The sequence below is a fragment of the Streptomyces sp. NPDC005492 genome (assembly GCF_040605995.1).
Classification (GTDB): domain Bacteria; phylum Actinomycetota; class Actinomycetes; order Streptomycetales; family Streptomycetaceae; genus Streptomyces.
On the sequence record NZ_JBEXDX010000031.1, the window covers coordinates 18,301 to 34,758 of the forward strand.

Sequence of the window (16,458 nt, forward strand, 5' to 3'; positions counted from 1 at the left end):
GGCCATGATCGTCAGGGTGTTGACGAGGTCCCGGGAACATCGGCGTCGGGCACGCGCGCGCAGCCCGTTCTCAGGATGTGTTCGCCGGATAGCCGTCGTGCGCCGCGAGGTCCTTGTCGATCTTCTTCGCGGCCTCGTCCAGGGTGGCCTGCACCGGCGCCCGATCGAAGATGATCTTCGCGAAGGCGCGGGAGAAGGCGTCGCTGATCGCCGGATAGGCGGGTGTCTGCGGCCTGGGGCGGGCCACTCCGTCCCGGAGCTGCTCGATGAACAGGTGCTCGGGGCCGCCGGGCGCGTACTGCGGCGAGAGCTTGACCGCGCTCTCGGTCGCCGGGATCGCTCCATTGGCCACGCTCATCCGGTGCACCTGGGCGGGCTGGAGCAGGAAGGACAGGAAGCGCCACACGGCGTCGCCGTCGGCGTCGCCCGCCGGGACGCCCCACTGGAAGGAGCCCATGCCGGTGGCGGTCCCCCGGCCGAAGTCGGGCAGCGGGACGATCGCGACGTCCCCGGGGAAGGCCTTGTTGAATTCCGGATAGGTCCAGTGCCCGCACCAGGAGATCGCGCTGCGGCCGCTGACGAACGCCTTGTCGTCCTTGACCATGTCGATGAGCCCGTCCTTGGCCCAGTTCTGCATGTCGGTGAGCGCCTTGACCGCACCGGGGCCATTCACATACCCGTCGGCGGTGCGGTGGTCGCCGGGCTCGATGAGGTCGCCGCCCGCCGACCACACGGCGGGCGCGAAGCCGTAGGTGTTCCACTCCTGGCCCGGCTGCGAGTAGACGAGCCGCAGGTCGAGGGGCGCCTTGTAGCCCTGCTTGCGGAGCTTGCGGAGGATGCCCGTGAGTTCGGTGGCCGTCCAGGCGTCCTTGGGCCCGGCGGGGATGCGTATCCCGGCCTTCCTCAGGACCGACTTGCGCACATACAGGCCCATGCCCGAGTCGAAGGTGCCGACGCCCCACAACCTGCCCGCATAGGTGCCCTGTTGACGGATCGTCGGCAGCAGGTCGGCGCGGACGCTCGCGGGCACACAGGAGTCGATCGGCCGGAGCTTGCCCGACCAGGCGTAGCTGTAGAGGTTGGGTCCGTCGAAGTCGAGGAGGTCGGGCAGGTCTCCGCTGGCGGCGGCGGACAGCACCAGGGCGGTGTAGGCGCGGTCCTCGGGGAGGGTGACCAGCTCGACCCGCACCTGCTTCTGCTGCCCGTTGAACTCCTTGACCTGCTTCTGCAACGTGGTGAACTCGCCGCTGGGACCTGCGTGGTACCACACCGTGATGTGCGCGATGCCGTGGATCTTCCCGTCGCAGGTGGTGTCCTTCGGCGACGCGCCCGCCCCCTTGGCGTCGCCCCCTCCGCTGCTGTCGCACGCGGCCAGCAGCAGGGCCGCGCACAGCGTCCAGGGGACCAGGGTTCTCCGGAGCCGACGGACCCGACGGCCCGCGACCCACGCGCGCGTGACGCTCACACCGTTCATGGCACACCCCCACCCGACCGGCCGACATGGCCCCCCCAGGGCGCCGTCATGCTACCGCCCGTCCCGCCCCCATCGCCCTGTGTGCACGAGAACCTTCCGACGCGGCACGGGACTTCAGCACTTTCCGGCTAGCCGGAAGGCGCGCACGACCACGCATTGGCAAGCTGTGCGCATGTCGCTGCGCTGTCTCCTCGTCGATGACAGCGCCCGGTTCCTGGAGGCGGCTCGCGCCCTGCTGGAACGTGGCGGCGTAGAAGTCGTCGGCATTGCCTCGACGGGCGCGGACGCCGTCTCCCGGGCCCGGGAGACGGCTCCTGACGTCGTCCTGGTCGATCTCGACCTCGACGGCGAGAACGGTTTCGACGTCGCGGGCCGACTGGTGGGCGACGTACCGGCGGTGATCCTCATCTCGACGAACTCGATGGAGGACTTCCAGGAACTCATCGCCGCCAGTCCCGCGCTCGGCTTCCTGCACAAGTCGGCCCTGTCCGCACGGGCGATCAGGGACGTCCTGGGCGGCGAGGAGCCGGCCGCACCGCCGTGAGGACACCCGTCGCGACTCGGCCAGGTCACATATGACTGTTGGGCGACAAGTGTTGTCGGGACTTGGTCAACACGCTTCAATGCGGGGGAACTCGGGGCGTGAACGACGGCGTACGGATGTGAAGACCCTTCTCCGGTGCCGACGGGGGCCCCGAAGCAACCCGCGTGAACGGCCTGACCAGCCGTTGTGAACATTCACAGAAAGGGCCCTGCATGCCGCACGCCACACAGCAGGCGGACGTCGCCACCGCGGAACTGGACTCGGCCCTGCGCGGCGGCCCCTTCCACGTCGCGCTGCGCGCCGCCATAGCCGCCCGCGGACTGCCGCTGCAGCGCGTCCAGCACCATCTGACCCGCTACGGCGTCAAGGTCGGGGTCACCAGCCTGAGTTACTGGCAGCAGGGCGCCCGCCGCCCGCAGCGCCCCGAGTCGCTGCGTGCCGTACGGGCGCTGGAGGAGATCCTCCAGCTCCCGGAGGAGTCACTGATCCGGCTGCTGGCCGAGGCCGAGGAACGCTCCGTGGCCCAGCGCCCGGCCGCCCGCTCGTACCGCTCCTTCGTCGCGGCCTCGGGCGTCCTGGGACAACTGCTGGCCGAACTGGAGTGCTCACTCGACAGCGGCCTGCACACCCTCGGCCACCACGAGCGCGTGCGGGTGGGACCGCGCCGCGAGCTGGCGAGCCGCGAGTCGCACCACATCGTCCGCGCCCACCGGGACGGCATCGACCGCTTCGTGGCCGTCCACTACGGCGACCCGGACTGCGCTCCGGAACGCATGACCGTGCATGCCCTGGAGAACTGCCGCACGGGCCGGGTCCGCCGCCACCACGACACCGGCATCCTCGTCGCCGAACTCCTCTTCGACACCAGGTTGCGCTCCGGAGATACGTTCCTCTTCCGCTACGGCGTCGAGGACGGCACCGCCGGTGTCTCCCGCGAGTACGTCCGTGACTTCGGTATCGCGGGCGGCCAGTACGCGCTCCAGGTGAGCTTCGACGAGAACGCGCTGCCGGCCCGCTGCCACCGCTTCACCCAGCACTCGGCGGCGGCCCCGCGCAGCGGCCGTCAGGAGCTGCGCCTGACCGGCGGGCACCACTCGGTGCATCTCGTCGAGCCGCGGATGCGGTCGGGGATCGTGGGGATCGGCTGGGACTGGGAGTGAGCCGCCACCGTCGGGACGCCTGAGGTCAGGCGCCCGGCCCCACGACGATCCTGCCGTTCCCGGCCGTCATCTTCAGCTCCTGGAGCGGCTCGGTGGCCGGGGACTGGAGCACCTTGCCGGTGGTGGCGTCGAACTGGCTGCCGTGGCACGGGCAGATGAGAGTCGTGCCGTCCAGCTTGTTGATGGGGCACTGCGCGTGCGTGCAGATCGTGCTGTACGCCTTGAGGGTGCCGTCCGCCGCCCTGCTGACCACCACATTGCTGTCCCGGTAGAGCTTGGCGCCCCCCTTGGCGATCTCGCTCTCCGCGCCGAGGTCCACGGGCGCGGTCGGGGTCGCTGGGGCCCCTGATCCGCCGCCCGAGCAGGCGGTGAGTCCGAGCCCGGCGACGGGTGTGAGGGCCGCTCCGCGCAGGACGGTACGACGGCTCGGGGCGGGGCGGCCGGGCATGGGGGTCTCCAGCTTGTTCGGGCTGTTCAGGCGGCGGTGCGCGACCGTTCGGAGATCGGTGCACGGCGACCTTACCCGCGGTGTTCCGCCCGCTTTGAGGTGGGTTCACCGGAGGAGCGCTCACAGTACGTAAACGCTTGCGCAAGCGTTTACGTCGAGCTGCGGATGGGATACGTTCCCGGCCAGAAGGCCCACCACGGCTCGGGGAGGGAAACCCGCGATGGCCACCATGGCCGACGTCGCACGGAGCGCCGGTGTGTCCGTCGCGACCGTCTCGCACGTTCTGAACGACACCCGTCCGGTGCTGCCCGCCACCCGGCAGGCCGTACTGACCGCGATCGAGGAACTGGGTTACACCCCCAACACCCTCGCCCGCTCCCTGGTGACGTCCCGCACCCGCTCGATCGGGCTCGCGGTGTCGGCGATCAGCAACCCGTACTTCACGGAGATCCTCCAGGGCGTCGAGGCCGGCGCCCTGGAGCACGGCTACAGCCTGCTCATCGCCGATCCGCACGACGACCCGGAGCACGAGCGCAAGGTCGTCCAACTCCTGCACGAGCGCCGGGTGGACGGCATGATCGTGGCGCCGTCGGCGGACCCGGGCGCCCTTGTCGCCTACCTGAGGCGGCACTCCGTACCGACGGTGTTCCTTGACCGCACATGGGGGTCTGACGAGGCGTCCCCGTTCGACCAGGTGTGCGCCGAGAACATCGAGCCGACGGCACAACTCGTCACTCATCTCGCCGGACTGGGTCACCGCCGGATCGGCCTCGTCGCGGGCCTGCCCGGGCTCAGCACCACCCGTGAGCGGATCGCCGGATACCGGCACGGCCTGGCCGCCGCCGGACTCCCGTACGACGAACGGCTGTTGGCGCACGGCGACTCCGCCTCGGACGCCGCCGAGCGGGCCACCGCGACCCTGCTGTCCCTCGCGGCCCCGCCCACGGCCCTGGTCACCGCCAACAACGCGATGACCATCGGTGCCCTGCGCGCCCTGCGCGAACGCGGCCTCTCCGTCCCCGGCGATCTCGCGCTCTGCTGCTTCGACGACTTCGCCTGGGCGGACCTGTTCGAGCCCCGGCTCACCGCGATCGCCCAGCCCAGCAGGGAGATGGGCGCCGAGGCCGTACGACTCCTGCTGGACAGGCTCGCGGCGCCGGACCGGCCCGCCCAACTCCTGCGGCTCCCCTGCGCCTTAGTCCACCGCACGTCCTGCGGCTGCCGCGAACGGCAGGAAAATCCTGAAGAGGCCCAACAGCCTGACACATCCCATGAGTTCCATCAGTCCAAGAAGGGAAACGTCTCGTGATCGTCGTCGCCGGTGAGGCCCTGATCGATCTGGTACCGCAGGGCCCGGGCGCCCTCGCGGCCCTCAAGCCGGCGCTCGGCGGCGGCCCCTACAACACGGCGATCGCCCTCGGCCGCCTCGGCTCCCCCACCGCCTTCTCCTCCCGGGTCTCCTACGACGCGTTCGGCGAGGCCCTCCTCGCCGGGCTGCGGCAGGCCGACGTGGACGTCCTGGACGTGCAGCGCGGCCCGGAGCCGACCACGCTCGCGGTCGCCACGCTCGACGCGAACGGCTCGGCCACCTACTCCTTCTACGTCGACGGCACCGCCGACCGGCTCTTCTCGATGCCCGCGGCCCTGCCCGCCGAGACCGAGGCGGTGTCCTTCGGTACCTGCTCGCTGGTCCTGGAGCCGGGGGCGAGCGCCTACGAGGAGTTGCTGCGGAGCGCGTCGGCGCGGGGCGTGTTCACCCTGCTCGACCCGAACATCCGGGCGGGCCTGATCCCGGACGCGGACGCCTACCGGGCGCGCTTCCGGAGCTGGCTGCCGTATGTGTCGCTCCTCAAGCTGTCGGAGGAGGACGCGCTGTGGCTGGGCGGCACCCCGAGCGAGTTGCTGGACGCCGGTCCCTCGGCGGTCGTGATCACTCAGGGCGGTGACGGGCTCGCCGCGTTCACCCGGGACGGCACGGTGTATCCGGTGCCGGGCGAGAAGGTCGAGGTCGTGGACACGATCGGCGCCGGTGACACCGTCAACGCGGCACTGCTGCACGGGCTGTCCACGCGGGGCGCCCTGTCCCCGGAGGGGATGGCCGGCCTGGGCCGTGACGGCTGGGTCGAGCTGCTGCGGTTCGCGGCGCGGGCGGCGGCGATCACCTGTTCACGGGCGGGGGCGGAGCCGCCGTACGCCTCCGAACTGGGCGGTCTGTAGCGGTCGTTGATACGGATACGGCGCCCTGCGGGGAGTTTCCCGCGGGCGCCGTGTCCGTGTGCTCCTCTGTTCCGGTCAGGCCTTGCGGGCCCGCGTCGTCTTCTTCGCGGGCGTGGCCTTCTTGGCGGGTGTGGCGGTCTTCTTCGCGACCGCGGTCTTCTTCGCGGCCGCCGCTGTCTTCTTGGCGGCAGTCTTGCGCGGGGCCTTCACCGGGGCCCCGTCGCTGATCCGGTCGGCGTCGAGGATCTCGCGGAGGAACTTGCCGGTGTGGCTGGCCGGTACCGCGGCGACCTGCTCCGGTGTGCCCTCGGCGATGACCAGACCGCCGCCCGCGCCGCCCTCCGGGCCCATGTCGACGACCCAGTCGGCGACCTTGATCACGTCGAGGTTGTGCTCGATGACGATGACCGTGTTGCCCTTGTCGACCAGGCCGCCGAGCACGGTGAGGAGCTTGCTGATGTCCTCGAAGTGCAGGCCGGTGGTGGGCTCGTCCAGGACGTAGACCGTACGGCCGGTGGAGCGGCGCTGCAGCTCGCTGGCGAGCTTGACGCGCTGGGCCTCACCGCCGGACAGGGTGGTCGCGGACTGGCCGAGCCGAACGTAGCCCAGGCCCACGTCCTTGAGGGTGTTGAGGTGCCGGGCGATCCCGGGGACCGCCTCGAAGAACGACGTGGCCTCCTCGATCGGCATGTTCAGGACGTCGGCGATGGACTTGCCCTTGTAGTGGACGTCCAGCGTCTCCCGGTTGTAACGGGCGCCGTGGCACACCTCGCACGGGACGTACACGTCCGGCAGGAAGTTCATCTCGATCTTGATGGTGCCGTCGCCCGCGCAGTTCTCGCAGCGGCCGCCCTTGACGTTGAAGGAGAAGCGGCCGGGCAGATAGCCCCGCACCTTCGCCTCGGTCGTCTCGGCGAACAGCTTGCGGACGTGGTCGAAGACTCCGGTGTACGTCGCCGGGTTGGACCGGGGGGTGCGGCCGATGGGCGACTGGTCGACGTGCACGACCTTGTCGACGAGGTCGTCGCCGTCCACGCGCGTGTGCCGTCCCGGTACGTTCCTCGCGCCGTTCAGCTCGCGGGCCAGGTGCGTGTACAGGATGTCGTTGACCAGGGTCGACTTGCCGGAGCCGGAGACACCGGTGACCGCGGTGAACACGCCCAGGGGGAACGAGACGTCGATGTCCTGGAGGTTGTTCTCCCGGGCGCCGTGCACCGTGAGCTGGCGGGAGGGGTCGTGCGGGCGCCGGATGTCGGGCAGCGGGATGGCCTTCTTGCCGGACAGGTACTGACCGGTCATCGACTCGTCGTTGGCCAGCAACTCCTTCAGGGAACCGCTGTGCACGACCTTGCCACCGTGCTCGCCCGCGCCGGGGCCGATGTCGACGATCCAGTCGGCGACCTTGATGGTGTCCTCGTCGTGCTCGACGACGATGAGGGTGTTGCCCATGTCGCGCAGCCGGACCAGGGTCTCGATCAGCCGGTGGTTGTCCCGCTGGTGCAGGCCGATGGACGGCTCGTCGAGGACGTACAGGACACCGACGAGTCCGGAGCCGATCTGGGTGGCCAGCCGGATGCGCTGGGCCTCGCCGCCGGAGAGAGTGCCGGCCGCGCGGTTCAGCGAGAGGTAGTCGAGGCCGACGTCGACCAGGAACCGCAGCCTCTCGTTGACCTCCTTCAGCACGCGCTCGGCGATCTTCTTGTCGCGGGCGTCGAGCTTCATCCCGCCCAGGAACTCCGCGCAGTCGCTGATGGACATCCCGGAGACCTCGGCGATGGACTTGCCCATGATCGTGACCGCGAGGACGACGGGCTTCAGGCGCGTGCCGTGACAGGTGGGGCAGGGCACCTCGCGCATATAGCCCTCGAAGCGCTCCCTGCTGGCGTCGCTCTCCGCCTCTCCGTGCCGGCGCTTGACGAAGGGGACGGCGCCTTCGAAGGGCGTCGTGTAGACACGCTCGCGGCCGTACCTGTTGCGGTACCGGACCTCGATCTGTGTCTTGTGGCCGTAGAGCAGGGCCTTCTTGGCGCGCTGCGGGAGCCCCGCGAAGGGGATGTCGGTGCGGAAGCCCAGCGCGTCCGCGAGGGCGCCGATGAGACGCCCGAAGTAGTCCTTGGTGTGGCCGTGCGACCACGGGTGGATGGCGCCCTCGTCGAGGGACTTGTCCTCGTCCGGGACGATCAGCTCGGCGTCGACCTCCATGCGCGTGCCGATGCCGGAGCACTCGGGGCAGGCGCCGAAGGGCGAGTTGAAGGAGAAGGAGCGGGGCTCCAGCTCCTCGAAGGACAGGTCGTCGTACGGGCAGTACAGGTGCTCCGAGTACATGCGCTCGCGCTCGGGGTCGTCCTCGGGGAGGTCGACGAAGTCGAGCACGACCATGCCGCCGGACAGACCGAGGGCGGTCTCCACGGAGTCGGTGAGGCGGCGCTTGGCGGAGTCCTTCACCGTGAGGCGGTCGATGACCACCTCGATGGTGTGCTTCTCCTGCTTCTTCAGGACGGGTGGCTCGGAGAGCTGGATGGTCTCGCCGTCCACACGCGCGCGGCTGTAGCCCTTGGTCTGGAGGTCCGCGAAGAGGTCGACGAACTCGCCCTTGCGCTCGCGCACCAGCGGCGACAGGACCTGGAAGCGGCTCCCCTCCGGGAGCGCCAGGACCTTGTCGACGACGGCCTGCGGCGACTGGCGCGTGATCGGGCGGCCGCATTCCGGGCAGTGCGGCTTGCCGATGCGCGCGAAGAGCAGGCGCAGATAGTCGTAGACCTCGGTGATGGTGCCGACCGTCGAGCGCGGGTTGCGCGAGGTCGACTTCTGGTCGATGGAGACGGCCGGGGAGAGACCCTCGATGAAGTCGACGTCCGGCTTGTCCATCTGGCCGAGGAACTGGCGGGCGTACGAGGAGAGCGATTCCACGTAGCGCCGCTGGCCCTCGGCGAAGATCGTGTCGAAGGCCAGGGAGGACTTGCCCGACCCGGACAGGCCCGTGAACACGATGAGCGAGTCGCGTGGAAGGTCGAGCGAGACATTCTTCAGATTGTGCTCGCGCGCGCCACGGACGATGAGACGGTCGGCCACGCCGGTCCGCACCTTTCTTGAGAGAAGTGACAGGGGCGGGGCCCCCGTCATTCCCAGACTAGGGGGAGCCACTGACAACGCCGGTCGGAATCCCGGCCGAGGCATAACAACCTCCGGCCTTCCAGCATGCCCGACGCCACGGCCGACGATATAGCACGCGCATTCGATTTACGGCACCGCTTCACCACCTTCACCCAAAGGTGTGGCGGGACTAGGGTCAGCAGCATGATTGATCACGCTCATGACCTGGCCTCTGTACAGGAAGCGACCGAGCGAGTGCTCACCGCAGCCGCCGCCCTGGACAACGTCTCGGCCTCCGGGCCGTCACGGCTCCCCGGCTGGAGCCGCAACCATGTCCTCGCCCATCTCGCCCGCAATGCGGACGCGCTTGTGAACGTCCTGGAGGGGCGCCCCATGTACGCCTCGGCGGGCACCCGGGACGCGGACATCGAGCGCGACGCCCCGCGCCCCCTCGCCGTCCAGCTCGCCGACGTGCGCGAGAGCGCGGCCCGCTTCCAGGCGACGGGCGCCGCCCCCGCGGACTGGTCGCGCCGGGTGGAGCTGCGCAACGGGGTCGTCGACACCGCCTCGCGCGTGCCGTTCCGGCGCTGGGTCGAGGTCGAGCTGCATCACGTGGACCTGGGGATCGGGTACGAGCTGGAGGACCTGCCGGAGGAGTTCACCCGGCGGGAGACCGACTTCCTGGCCGAGCGCTTCACCGGCCACCCCGACGTACCCTCGACCCACCTCACCGACGGCACGCACGCGTGGACCACGGGCCGCCCCGCCGAGAAACCCGAACTCACCGTCACCGGAGGCCCCGCCGATCTCCTCGGCTGGCTCTGCGGACGCCGTGACGGGGCGGGGCTGACGGTCGACGGGGGCGCCTTGCCTACGCTTCCCCCGCTATAGGCTGACCACCATGACGTACAGCGGAGAGGTGACGGTCGGTGGTCCGGCGGACGTGCATGAGCTGCCGGACCTGATGATCACCAAGATCGCGGTCGGGCCCATGAACAACAACGCCTATCTGCTGCGCTGCCGGGCCACGGACGAGCAGTTGCTGATCGACGCGGCGAACGACGCGGAGACCCTGCTCGGCACGATCGGTGACGACGGCATCGCGGCCGTCGTCACCACCCATCAGCACGGAGACCACTGGCAGGCGCTCGCCGAGGTCGTGGCGGCCACGCGCGCGCGTACGTACGCGGGGCGGGAGGACGCCGACGGCATTCCCGTGGCGACCGACGTCCTGGTCGACGACGGCGACACGATCCGGGTCGGACAGGTGGAGCTGACCGCGCGTCACCTCGTGGGCCACACGCCGGGCTCGATCGCGCTCGTCTACGACGACCCGCATGGGCATCCTCATGTGTTCACCGGGGACTGCCTGTTCCCCGGCGGCGTGGGCAACACCTGGAAGGACCCGAAGGCGTTCGCCAGTCTGATCCACGACGTCGAGACGAAGATCTTCGACGTGCTCCCGGACGAGACCTGGGTCTACCCGGGGCACGGCAACGACACCACCCTCGGCGCCGAGCGTCCGCACCTGCCGGAGTGGCACGCGCGCGGGTGGTGAGATTCCGCCGGAACAGTGCGCGCACGGCGTGAACCGCGTCGTGCGCGCCCCGTGTGAACGCTTCGCACGCGCCGGTGTCCCGCGCTCGCTCCCCGCACGCCTGGTTGCGCGGTCAACTGGAGGCAGCCCCGCGCGGGATGACGGCTCCCGCGCGGATGGGCCGCCGGTCCATCATTCCCCGCCCTCGACCGGCGGCCCCGGCGAACGCCGTGGAATCACCGCCTCACAGGCGCTGTTCACAAGAGCGCAACACCTATTCCCACTATGCGGACAATCGCGGCTGTGACCTGGACAATCACGACGTCCGACTGTCACTCTCCGGCCATGCACCTTGCCCCTCGCGTACCGCGTCGCGCGATAGCCGCCGTCACCATAGCCCTGCTCGCCACCGCTGTCGGCTGTGCTCCGCAACCGGAGGACAAGGCTTCCGACCAGGCCTCCACATCGACCGGAACCACCTGCGCCAAGGGCAAGTTGGCCACCCAGACCTCTGGCAAGCTGACGATCGCGACGGACCAACCGGCGTACGAGCCCTGGTTCGAGGACGACAAGCCGGCCAACGGCAAGGGCTTCGAGTCGGCGGTCGCGTACGCCGTGGCGAAGCAGCTCGGTTACGACAAGAGCGCCGTCACCTGGCAGAGCGTCCCCTTCAACAAGGCCTTCGCTCCCGGCGTGAAGACCTTCGACTTCGACATCAACCAGGTGTCGATCAGTACCGAGCGCAAGAAGGCCGTCGACTTCTCGTCCGGCTACTACGACGTGCGTCAGGCCGTCATCGCGCTCAAGGGCAGCAAGGCCGCCAAGGCGACGAGCATCGCGGGTCTGAAGGGCCTCAAGCTGGGCGCCCAGGTGGGCACCACGAGCCTCAACTACATCAGCGACGTGGTGAAGCCGACACAGGACGAGGCCGCGTTCTCCAAGAACGACCAGGCGATCTCCGCGCTCAAGAACGGCCAGGTCGACGCGATCGTCACCGACCTGCCGACCGCCTTCTACGTCACCTCCGCCGAGGTGACCAACGCCAAGATCGTCGGACAGTTCGAGAACCAGGGCGGCACGCCCGAGCAGTTCGGGCTCGTCCTCGACAAGGGCAGCGCCCTCACCTCGTGCGTGACCTCGGCTGTCGATGCCCTCCGCAAGGACGGCACCCTGGCCGCGCTGGAGAAGCAGTGGCTGTCCGACGCCGTCGACGCCCCGGTCCTCAAGTGACCGTGGTGAAGGACGAGTCGGGCCGGGAGAGCGCGGACGACAAGGGCGACATGCCCGGCGGGGGCGACACGTACGTCCCCTCCCAGCGACGCCTGGACCGCGAGCGCCACAAGCGCGCGCGTGCCCGTCGCGCGACCGCGATCGCCGCGGTGTCGACCCTGGTCACCGCCGTCGTCCTGTACCTGGTCGTGGTCAGCGCGCCGGGCTGGGAGCGCACCAAGGAGACGTTCTTCGACGGGCGGTACGCGCGCGAGGCGTTCCCCAAGGTCCTCGAAGGGCTGTGGCTCAACGTCCGGCTGCTGCTGATCTGCGGTGTGCTGGTGCTCGCGCTCGGCATGCTGATCGCCATCGCGCGCACCCTGCGCGGGCCGGTGTTCTTCCCGCTGCGGGTGCTGGCGGCGGCGTACACGGACTTCTTCCGCGGGCTGCCGCTCATCATCAACCTGATGATCGTGGTCTTCGGAGTGCCCGCGCTGCGCCTCCAGGGCGTGACCGTCGACCCCGTGCTGCTCGGCGGCGCGGCGCTGACGCTCACGTACTCGGCCTACGTCGCCGAGGTGTTCCGCGCCGGCATCGAGTCCGTGCACCCCTCGCAGCGCGCGGCGGCCCGTTCGCTCGGCCTGACCAACCGGCAGGCGCTGCGGCACGTGGTGCTCCCCCAGGCCGTACGCCGGCAGGTGCCGCCCTTGTTGAACGATCTGGTGTCCCTCCAGAAGGACACCGGGCTCGTCTCGATCGGCGGCGCGATCGACGCCGTACGGGCGTCCGACATCATCGCGCAGCGCGCCCTGAACTACACCCCGTACATCGTCGCGGGACTCGTCTTCGTGGCGCTGACCATCCCGATGACCCGCTTCACGGACTGGGTGACGGCCAGGATGGACCGGCAGCGCGCCCAGGGAGGCACGACATGAGCACCGCCGACATCCCCGCCACCTCTCCCGTGCTGCGCATGGAGGCCGTCCGCAAGACCTTCGGTCCGTCCGTCGTCCTGCGGGACGTCGACCTGGAGGTCCCGCCGCACACCGTGACGGCGCTGATCGGCGCCTCCGGTTCCGGCAAGTCCACGCTGCTGCGGTGCGCGAACCTCCTGGAGGACATCGACGACGGCGCGATCTGGCTGGACGGCGAGGAGATCACCGACCCACGCGTCGACCAGGACGCGATACGGCGCCGTATCGGCGTGGTCTTCCAGGCGTACAACCTGTTTCCGCACATGACGGTCCTGGAGAACATCACCCTCGCCCCGCGCCGGGTGCACGGCGTCTCCCGCGCGGAGGCCGAGGCACACGCGCGCGAGCTGCTGGAGCGGCTCGGGCTCGGGGACAAGGCGGGCGCGTATCCGGACCGGCTGAGTGGCGGGCAGCAGCAGCGGGTCGCGATCGTGCGCGCGCTGGCCGTCCGTCCCCGGTTGCTGCTCTTCGACGAGATCACCGCCGCGCTCGATCCCGAGCTGGTCGGTGAAGTACTCGCCGTGGTCCGGGACTTGAAGGACGAGGGCATGACCATGGTGCTGGCCACGCACGAGATGGGCTTCGCCCGGGACGTCGCCGACCAGGTCTGTTTCCTGGACGGCGGGATCGTCCTGGAGCGCGGCACCGCCCAGCAGATCTTCGGCGACCCGCAGCAGGAACGCACCCGGCGCTTCCTGCGCCGGATCGTGGAGGCGGGCCGCCTGTAACGGGTGGTCTGTAAGGGGCGTACGCCTGGAGGCCGGTGCTTACGCGTCGGCCTTCCCCGCCCCTGCCAGCCCGGCGACCCGCTCCACGCCGAACACGTACCCCTGCACACCGCACCCCGCGATGACGCCGTCGGCGCGCAGCGACACATACGAGTGGTGCCGGAACGTCTCGCGCTGGTGGATGTTGGAGATGTGGACCTCCACCACCGGTAGCCCGTCACAGGTGTTGAGGGCATCCAGGATCGCGACGGATGTGTGCGAGTAGGCGGCCGGGTTGATCACGATGCCGCAGTGGTTCGAGCGTGCCTCGTGGATCCAGTCGACCAGTTCGCCCTCGTGGTTGGACTGCCGGAAGTCCACCGTGCCGCCGTGCGCGGCCGCCGCCTTGACGCACAGGGCCTCGACGTCGGCGAGTGTGTCGGAGCCGTAGATCTCCGGCTGGCGCTGTCCCAAGAGGTTCAGGTTGGGGCCGTTGAGGATCATGATCGGGGCGTTGGCCAGGGTGCGGGGCACGATTCCTCCGGTCCGTTCGGACATGTCGTTCGAGGCGTGACCGTCGGTCGACGGCCGCTGCTCGGCTCCGGTCTATCACGCCGTCTCCGCACCACCGCGCGCCCCCGTAACCGTTGCTCACCGTGGGTAGTTGACGCGGCATGCACGATGCACGCACCGTAAACACCCCGTCCATGCTCCGCCTCGCGACCGCCTCGCTCGCCGGGACCGCGATCGAGTTCTACGACTTCTTCGTCTACGGCACTGCGGCGGCCCTGGTCCTCGGCCCGCTTTTCTTCCCGACGTTCTCGCCGGTGGCGGGGACACTGGCCGCCTTCGGGACGTTCGGTGTGGGCTTCCTGGCGCGGCCCTTGGGCTCGGTGCTGTTCGGACACTTCGGGGACCGGCGCGGACGGCGGCCGGTCCTCGTCGCCTCGCTGCTGTTGACCGGCGCCTCGACCGTCGCCGTCGGCTGCGTACCGTCGTACGGCTCGATCGGGGTGGCCGCTCCCCTGCTTCTTCTGCTGCTGCGCTTTCTGCAGGGGCTGGGGCTCGGCGGGGAGTGGGGCGGGGCCGTGCTCCTGACAGCCGAGCACGCGCCCGCCGGGCGGCGCGGGCTGTGGTCGAGTTTTCCGCAGATCGGGCCCGCGGTGGGGTTCCTGCTGGCCAACGGTGTGATGCTGGCGCTGTCGGCAACCCTGACTGACGGGCAGTTCGCCCAGTGGGGCTGGCGGGTGCCGTTCTGGGTCGCCGGGGTGCTGGCCCTGGCGGGGCTGTGGCTGCGTTCGTCGCTCGCCGAGAGCCCACGGTTCCTCGAAATCGACGACCACGCGCGTGTGCCGCTCGCCGAGGTCGTCCGCGAGCACTGGCGGCTGGTGCTGCTGACCGCCGGGGCACTGTCGGCGGGTTACGCCATCTTCTACGCGGTGACGACCTGGTCCCTCGCCTACGGCACCGAGCGGCTCGGCGTCGGCCGTACCGACATGCTGGTCTGCATCATGGCGGCCGTGGTGGTGAAGGGTTCGCTGACCCCGCTGATGGCGCTGCTGAGCGACCGCTACGGACGCCGGACGCTGTGTCTGCTGGGGTGCACGGCCGCCGCGCTGTGGATGATCCCGATGGTCGCGCTGCTCGCGACGGGCGAACCGCTGCTGATGTTCCTCGGGTTCCTCGGGGCGCTGCTCGCGTTCGTGACGATGTTCGCCGTAGTGGGCGCGTATCTGCCGGAGCTGTACGCGCCACGGGTGCGCTGCACGGGCGCCGCTGTCGGCTACAACCTCGGCGGGGTCCTCGGCGGCGCGCTCACCCCGATCGTGGCGACGGCGCTCGCGGAGCACGGCGGGCGGGTTCCGTGGGGTGTGGGCGTCTATCTGACGGGGATCGCGCTGTGCAGCCTGGGCTGCTTCGCGCTACTGCCGGAGACGCGGCCGGCGCGGGTGGCGGTCCCCGAGCCTGCCGCCGGGTGACACGGCTACGGGTTGATCGCCAGCTCCAAGTACGCCGCGAACAGCACCAGATGGACCCCGCCCTGGAGCGGTGTCGCCCGGCCCGGCACCACCGTCAGCGAGCTGACCACCACGGTCAGGGCGAGCAGCACCATGTGGGTGGAGCCGAGGCCGAGGACGAGTGGCCCGGAGAGCCAGATGGACGCCAGGGCGACCGCGGGGATGGTGAGGCCGATGCTGGCCATGGCCGAGCCGAGCGCGAGGTTGAGGCTGGTCTGCACCCGGTCACGGCGGGCGGAGCGCAGGGCTGAGATGGTCTCGGGGAGCAGGACGAGCAGCGCGATGATCACGCCGACGACGGCATGGTGCAGCCCGGCAGCCTCGACGCCGGACTCGATGGTCGGCGACACCCCCTTGGCCAGCCCGACCACGCCGATCAGGGCGAGGCCCAGCAGCCCCAGACTGATCAGCGCGGTGCGCGCGGAGGGCACGTCCGCGTGGGGGTCCTTGGTGATCGCCCGGCCCTGCCGGGTGACCGGCAGGAAGTAGTCGCGGTGCCGCACGGTCTGGGTGGCCACGAAGAGGCCGTACAGGGCGAGTGAGGACAGTGCGGCGAAGGTGAGCTGGGCGCCGGAGAACTCCGGGCCGGGCTTGCTGGTGGTGAAGGTCGGCAGGACCAGGCTGAGGGTGGCCAGGGTCGCCACGGTGGCGAGGGCGGCGCCGGTGCCCTCGGGGTTGAAGACCGCCGTGCCGTGGCGCAGCGAGGCGACGAGAAGACACAGGCCGACGATGCCGTTGCAGGTGATCATGACGGCGGCGAAGACGGTGTCCCTGGCGAGCGTCGAGCTCTTGTCGCCGCCGTCGGCCATCAGGGTGACGATCAGGGCGACCTCGATGATCGTGACGGCGACGGCGAGGACCAGGGAGCCGAAGGGTTCTCCGACGCGGTGGGCGATCACCTCCGCGTGGTGCACCGCGGCCAGCACGGCGCCGGCGAGGACCAGGGTCACCAGGGCGACGACCACACCGGGCAGATCCTTCCGCCCCCAGGTGAAGATCAGCAGGATCGCCGCGAGCACCGGTACGAGGGTCGTCCACCGGGTGGTGAGCGACCTGAGCCGAGCGATCATGAAGCGA

General features: G+C 70.1%; 15 protein-coding genes. 10 read left to right on the forward strand and 5 right to left on the reverse strand.

The genetic code is table 11. The features are described 5' to 3' along the window. Window positions 1-70: 70 nt before the first annotated feature. Window positions 71-1,474 carry a sugar ABC transporter substrate-binding protein gene (locus ABZT04_RS31935; RefSeq protein ID WP_356060445.1) on the reverse strand — a complete coding sequence of 468 codons (1,404 nt, stop codon included), beginning with the start codon at window positions 1,472-1,474 and terminating at the stop codon, window positions 71-73. A 172-nt stretch (window positions 1,475-1,646) separates the two neighbouring features. On the opposite strand from ABZT04_RS31935, the gene ABZT04_RS31940 reads away from it, so the two are divergent. Further along, window positions 1,647-2,018, forward strand: coding sequence for a response regulator (locus ABZT04_RS31940; RefSeq protein ID WP_356060446.1), 372 nt, complete (start codon window positions 1,647-1,649; stop codon window positions 2,016-2,018). Between the two features lie 212 nt (window positions 2,019-2,230). Then, a complete protein-coding gene (locus ABZT04_RS31945) occupies window positions 2,231-3,178 on the forward strand; it encodes a hypothetical protein (RefSeq protein WP_356060447.1) in 948 nt (315 codons plus the stop codon). A 25-nt stretch (window positions 3,179-3,203) separates the two neighbouring features. Here ABZT04_RS31945 and ABZT04_RS31950 read toward each other — a convergent pair whose 3' ends face one another. Beyond that, window positions 3,204-3,626, reverse strand: coding sequence for a Rieske (2Fe-2S) protein (locus ABZT04_RS31950; RefSeq protein ID WP_356060448.1), 423 nt, complete (start codon window positions 3,624-3,626; stop codon window positions 3,204-3,206). Between the two features lie 220 nt (window positions 3,627-3,846). On the opposite strand from ABZT04_RS31950, the gene ABZT04_RS31955 reads away from it, so the two are divergent. Both ABZT04_RS31955 and ABZT04_RS31960 read left to right on the forward strand, forming a co-directional pair. After that, window positions 3,847-4,935, forward strand: coding sequence for a LacI family DNA-binding transcriptional regulator (locus ABZT04_RS31955; protein ID WP_356060449.1), 1,089 nt, complete (start codon window positions 3,847-3,849; stop codon window positions 4,933-4,935). Beyond that, window positions 4,932-5,843 carry a carbohydrate kinase gene (locus tag ABZT04_RS31960; protein WP_356060450.1) on the forward strand — a complete coding sequence of 304 codons (912 nt, stop codon included), beginning with the start codon at window positions 4,932-4,934 and terminating at the stop codon, window positions 5,841-5,843. Before ABZT04_RS31955 ends, ABZT04_RS31960 begins: the two co-directional genes overlap by 4 nt. Before the next feature lie 75 nt (window positions 5,844-5,918). Here the strand turns inward: ABZT04_RS31960 and uvrA are convergent, their stop codons facing one another. Continuing rightward, window positions 5,919-8,915, reverse strand: a complete 2,997-nt coding sequence (uvrA, locus tag ABZT04_RS31965; protein WP_356060451.1) for an excinuclease ABC subunit UvrA — start codon at window positions 8,913-8,915, stop codon at window positions 5,919-5,921. Between the two features lie 225 nt (window positions 8,916-9,140). Between uvrA and ABZT04_RS31970 the strand changes: the two genes are divergently transcribed. From ABZT04_RS31970 to ABZT04_RS31990, 5 genes are all read left to right on the forward strand, one after another. Continuing rightward, window positions 9,141-9,827 carry a maleylpyruvate isomerase family mycothiol-dependent enzyme gene (locus tag ABZT04_RS31970; protein ID WP_356060452.1) on the forward strand — a complete coding sequence of 229 codons (687 nt, stop codon included), beginning with the start codon at window positions 9,141-9,143 and terminating at the stop codon, window positions 9,825-9,827. Between the two features lie 10 nt (window positions 9,828-9,837). Beyond that, entirely contained in the window at window positions 9,838-10,494 is a 657-nt protein-coding gene (locus tag ABZT04_RS31975; RefSeq protein ID WP_356060453.1) for an MBL fold metallo-hydrolase, read from the forward strand. A gap of 324 nt (window positions 10,495-10,818) precedes the next feature. After that, window positions 10,819-11,703 (forward strand): ABC transporter substrate-binding protein, encoded by an 885-nt coding sequence (locus tag ABZT04_RS31980; RefSeq protein WP_356060454.1) that lies wholly within the window; start codon window positions 10,819-10,821, stop codon window positions 11,701-11,703. Beyond that, window positions 11,700-12,617 carry an amino acid ABC transporter permease gene (locus tag ABZT04_RS31985; protein ID WP_356060455.1) on the forward strand — a complete coding sequence of 306 codons (918 nt, stop codon included), beginning with the start codon at window positions 11,700-11,702 and terminating at the stop codon, window positions 12,615-12,617. Before ABZT04_RS31980 ends, ABZT04_RS31985 begins: the two co-directional genes overlap by 4 nt. Then, the gene (locus ABZT04_RS31990; protein WP_356060456.1) at window positions 12,614-13,384 is read left to right on the forward strand and encodes an amino acid ABC transporter ATP-binding protein; all 771 of its coding nucleotides are present in this window, start codon (window positions 12,614-12,616) and stop codon (window positions 13,382-13,384) included. Before ABZT04_RS31985 ends, ABZT04_RS31990 begins: the two co-directional genes overlap by 4 nt. Window positions 13,385-13,423: 39 nt before the next feature. On the opposite strand, the gene aroQ is transcribed toward ABZT04_RS31990, so the two are convergent. Then, the gene (gene aroQ, locus ABZT04_RS31995; RefSeq protein ID WP_356060457.1) at window positions 13,424-13,897 is read right to left on the reverse strand and encodes a type II 3-dehydroquinate dehydratase; all 474 of its coding nucleotides are present in this window, start codon (window positions 13,895-13,897) and stop codon (window positions 13,424-13,426) included. A 173-nt stretch (window positions 13,898-14,070) separates the two neighbouring features. On the opposite strand from aroQ, the gene ABZT04_RS32000 reads away from it, so the two are divergent. Further along, the gene (locus tag ABZT04_RS32000; protein WP_356060458.1) at window positions 14,071-15,342 is read left to right on the forward strand and encodes an MFS transporter; all 1,272 of its coding nucleotides are present in this window, start codon (window positions 14,071-14,073) and stop codon (window positions 15,340-15,342) included. A gap of 5 nt (window positions 15,343-15,347) precedes the next feature. On the opposite strand, the gene ABZT04_RS32005 is transcribed toward ABZT04_RS32000, so the two are convergent. After that, window positions 15,348-16,451 (reverse strand): ionic transporter y4hA, encoded by a 1,104-nt coding sequence (locus tag ABZT04_RS32005; protein ID WP_356060459.1) that lies wholly within the window; start codon window positions 16,449-16,451, stop codon window positions 15,348-15,350. Window positions 16,452-16,458 lie beyond the last annotated feature (7 nt).

Excerpts from the sequence above, each read along its gene's own strand:
- ABZT04_RS32005 (WP_356060459.1), bottom strand. The coding sequence starts at position 16,451 with ATGATCGCTCGGCTCAGGTCGCTCACCACCCGGTGGACGACCCTCGTA.
- ABZT04_RS31990 (WP_356060456.1), top strand. The coding sequence starts at position 12,614 with ATGAGCACCGCCGACATCCCCGCCACCTCTCCCGTGCTGCGCATGGAG.
- ABZT04_RS31950 (WP_356060448.1), bottom strand. The coding sequence starts at position 3,626 with ATGCCCGGCCGCCCCGCCCCGAGCCGTCGTACCGTCCTGCGCGGAGCG.
- ABZT04_RS31975 (WP_356060453.1), top strand. The coding sequence starts at position 9,838 with ATGACGTACAGCGGAGAGGTGACGGTCGGTGGTCCGGCGGACGTGCAT.
- ABZT04_RS31940 (WP_356060446.1), top strand. The coding sequence starts at position 1,647 with ATGTCGCTGCGCTGTCTCCTCGTCGATGACAGCGCCCGGTTCCTGGAG.
- ABZT04_RS31970 (WP_356060452.1), top strand. The coding sequence starts at position 9,141 with ATGATTGATCACGCTCATGACCTGGCCTCTGTACAGGAAGCGACCGAG.
- ABZT04_RS32000 (WP_356060458.1), top strand. The coding sequence starts at position 14,071 with ATGCTCCGCCTCGCGACCGCCTCGCTCGCCGGGACCGCGATCGAGTTC.
- ABZT04_RS31980 (WP_356060454.1), top strand. The coding sequence starts at position 10,819 with ATGCACCTTGCCCCTCGCGTACCGCGTCGCGCGATAGCCGCCGTCACC.
- ABZT04_RS31955 (WP_356060449.1), top strand. The coding sequence starts at position 3,847 with ATGGCCACCATGGCCGACGTCGCACGGAGCGCCGGTGTGTCCGTCGCG.
- ABZT04_RS31935 (WP_356060445.1), bottom strand. The coding sequence starts at position 1,474 with ATGAACGGTGTGAGCGTCACGCGCGCGTGGGTCGCGGGCCGTCGGGTC.
- ABZT04_RS31945 (WP_356060447.1), top strand. The coding sequence starts at position 2,231 with ATGCCGCACGCCACACAGCAGGCGGACGTCGCCACCGCGGAACTGGAC.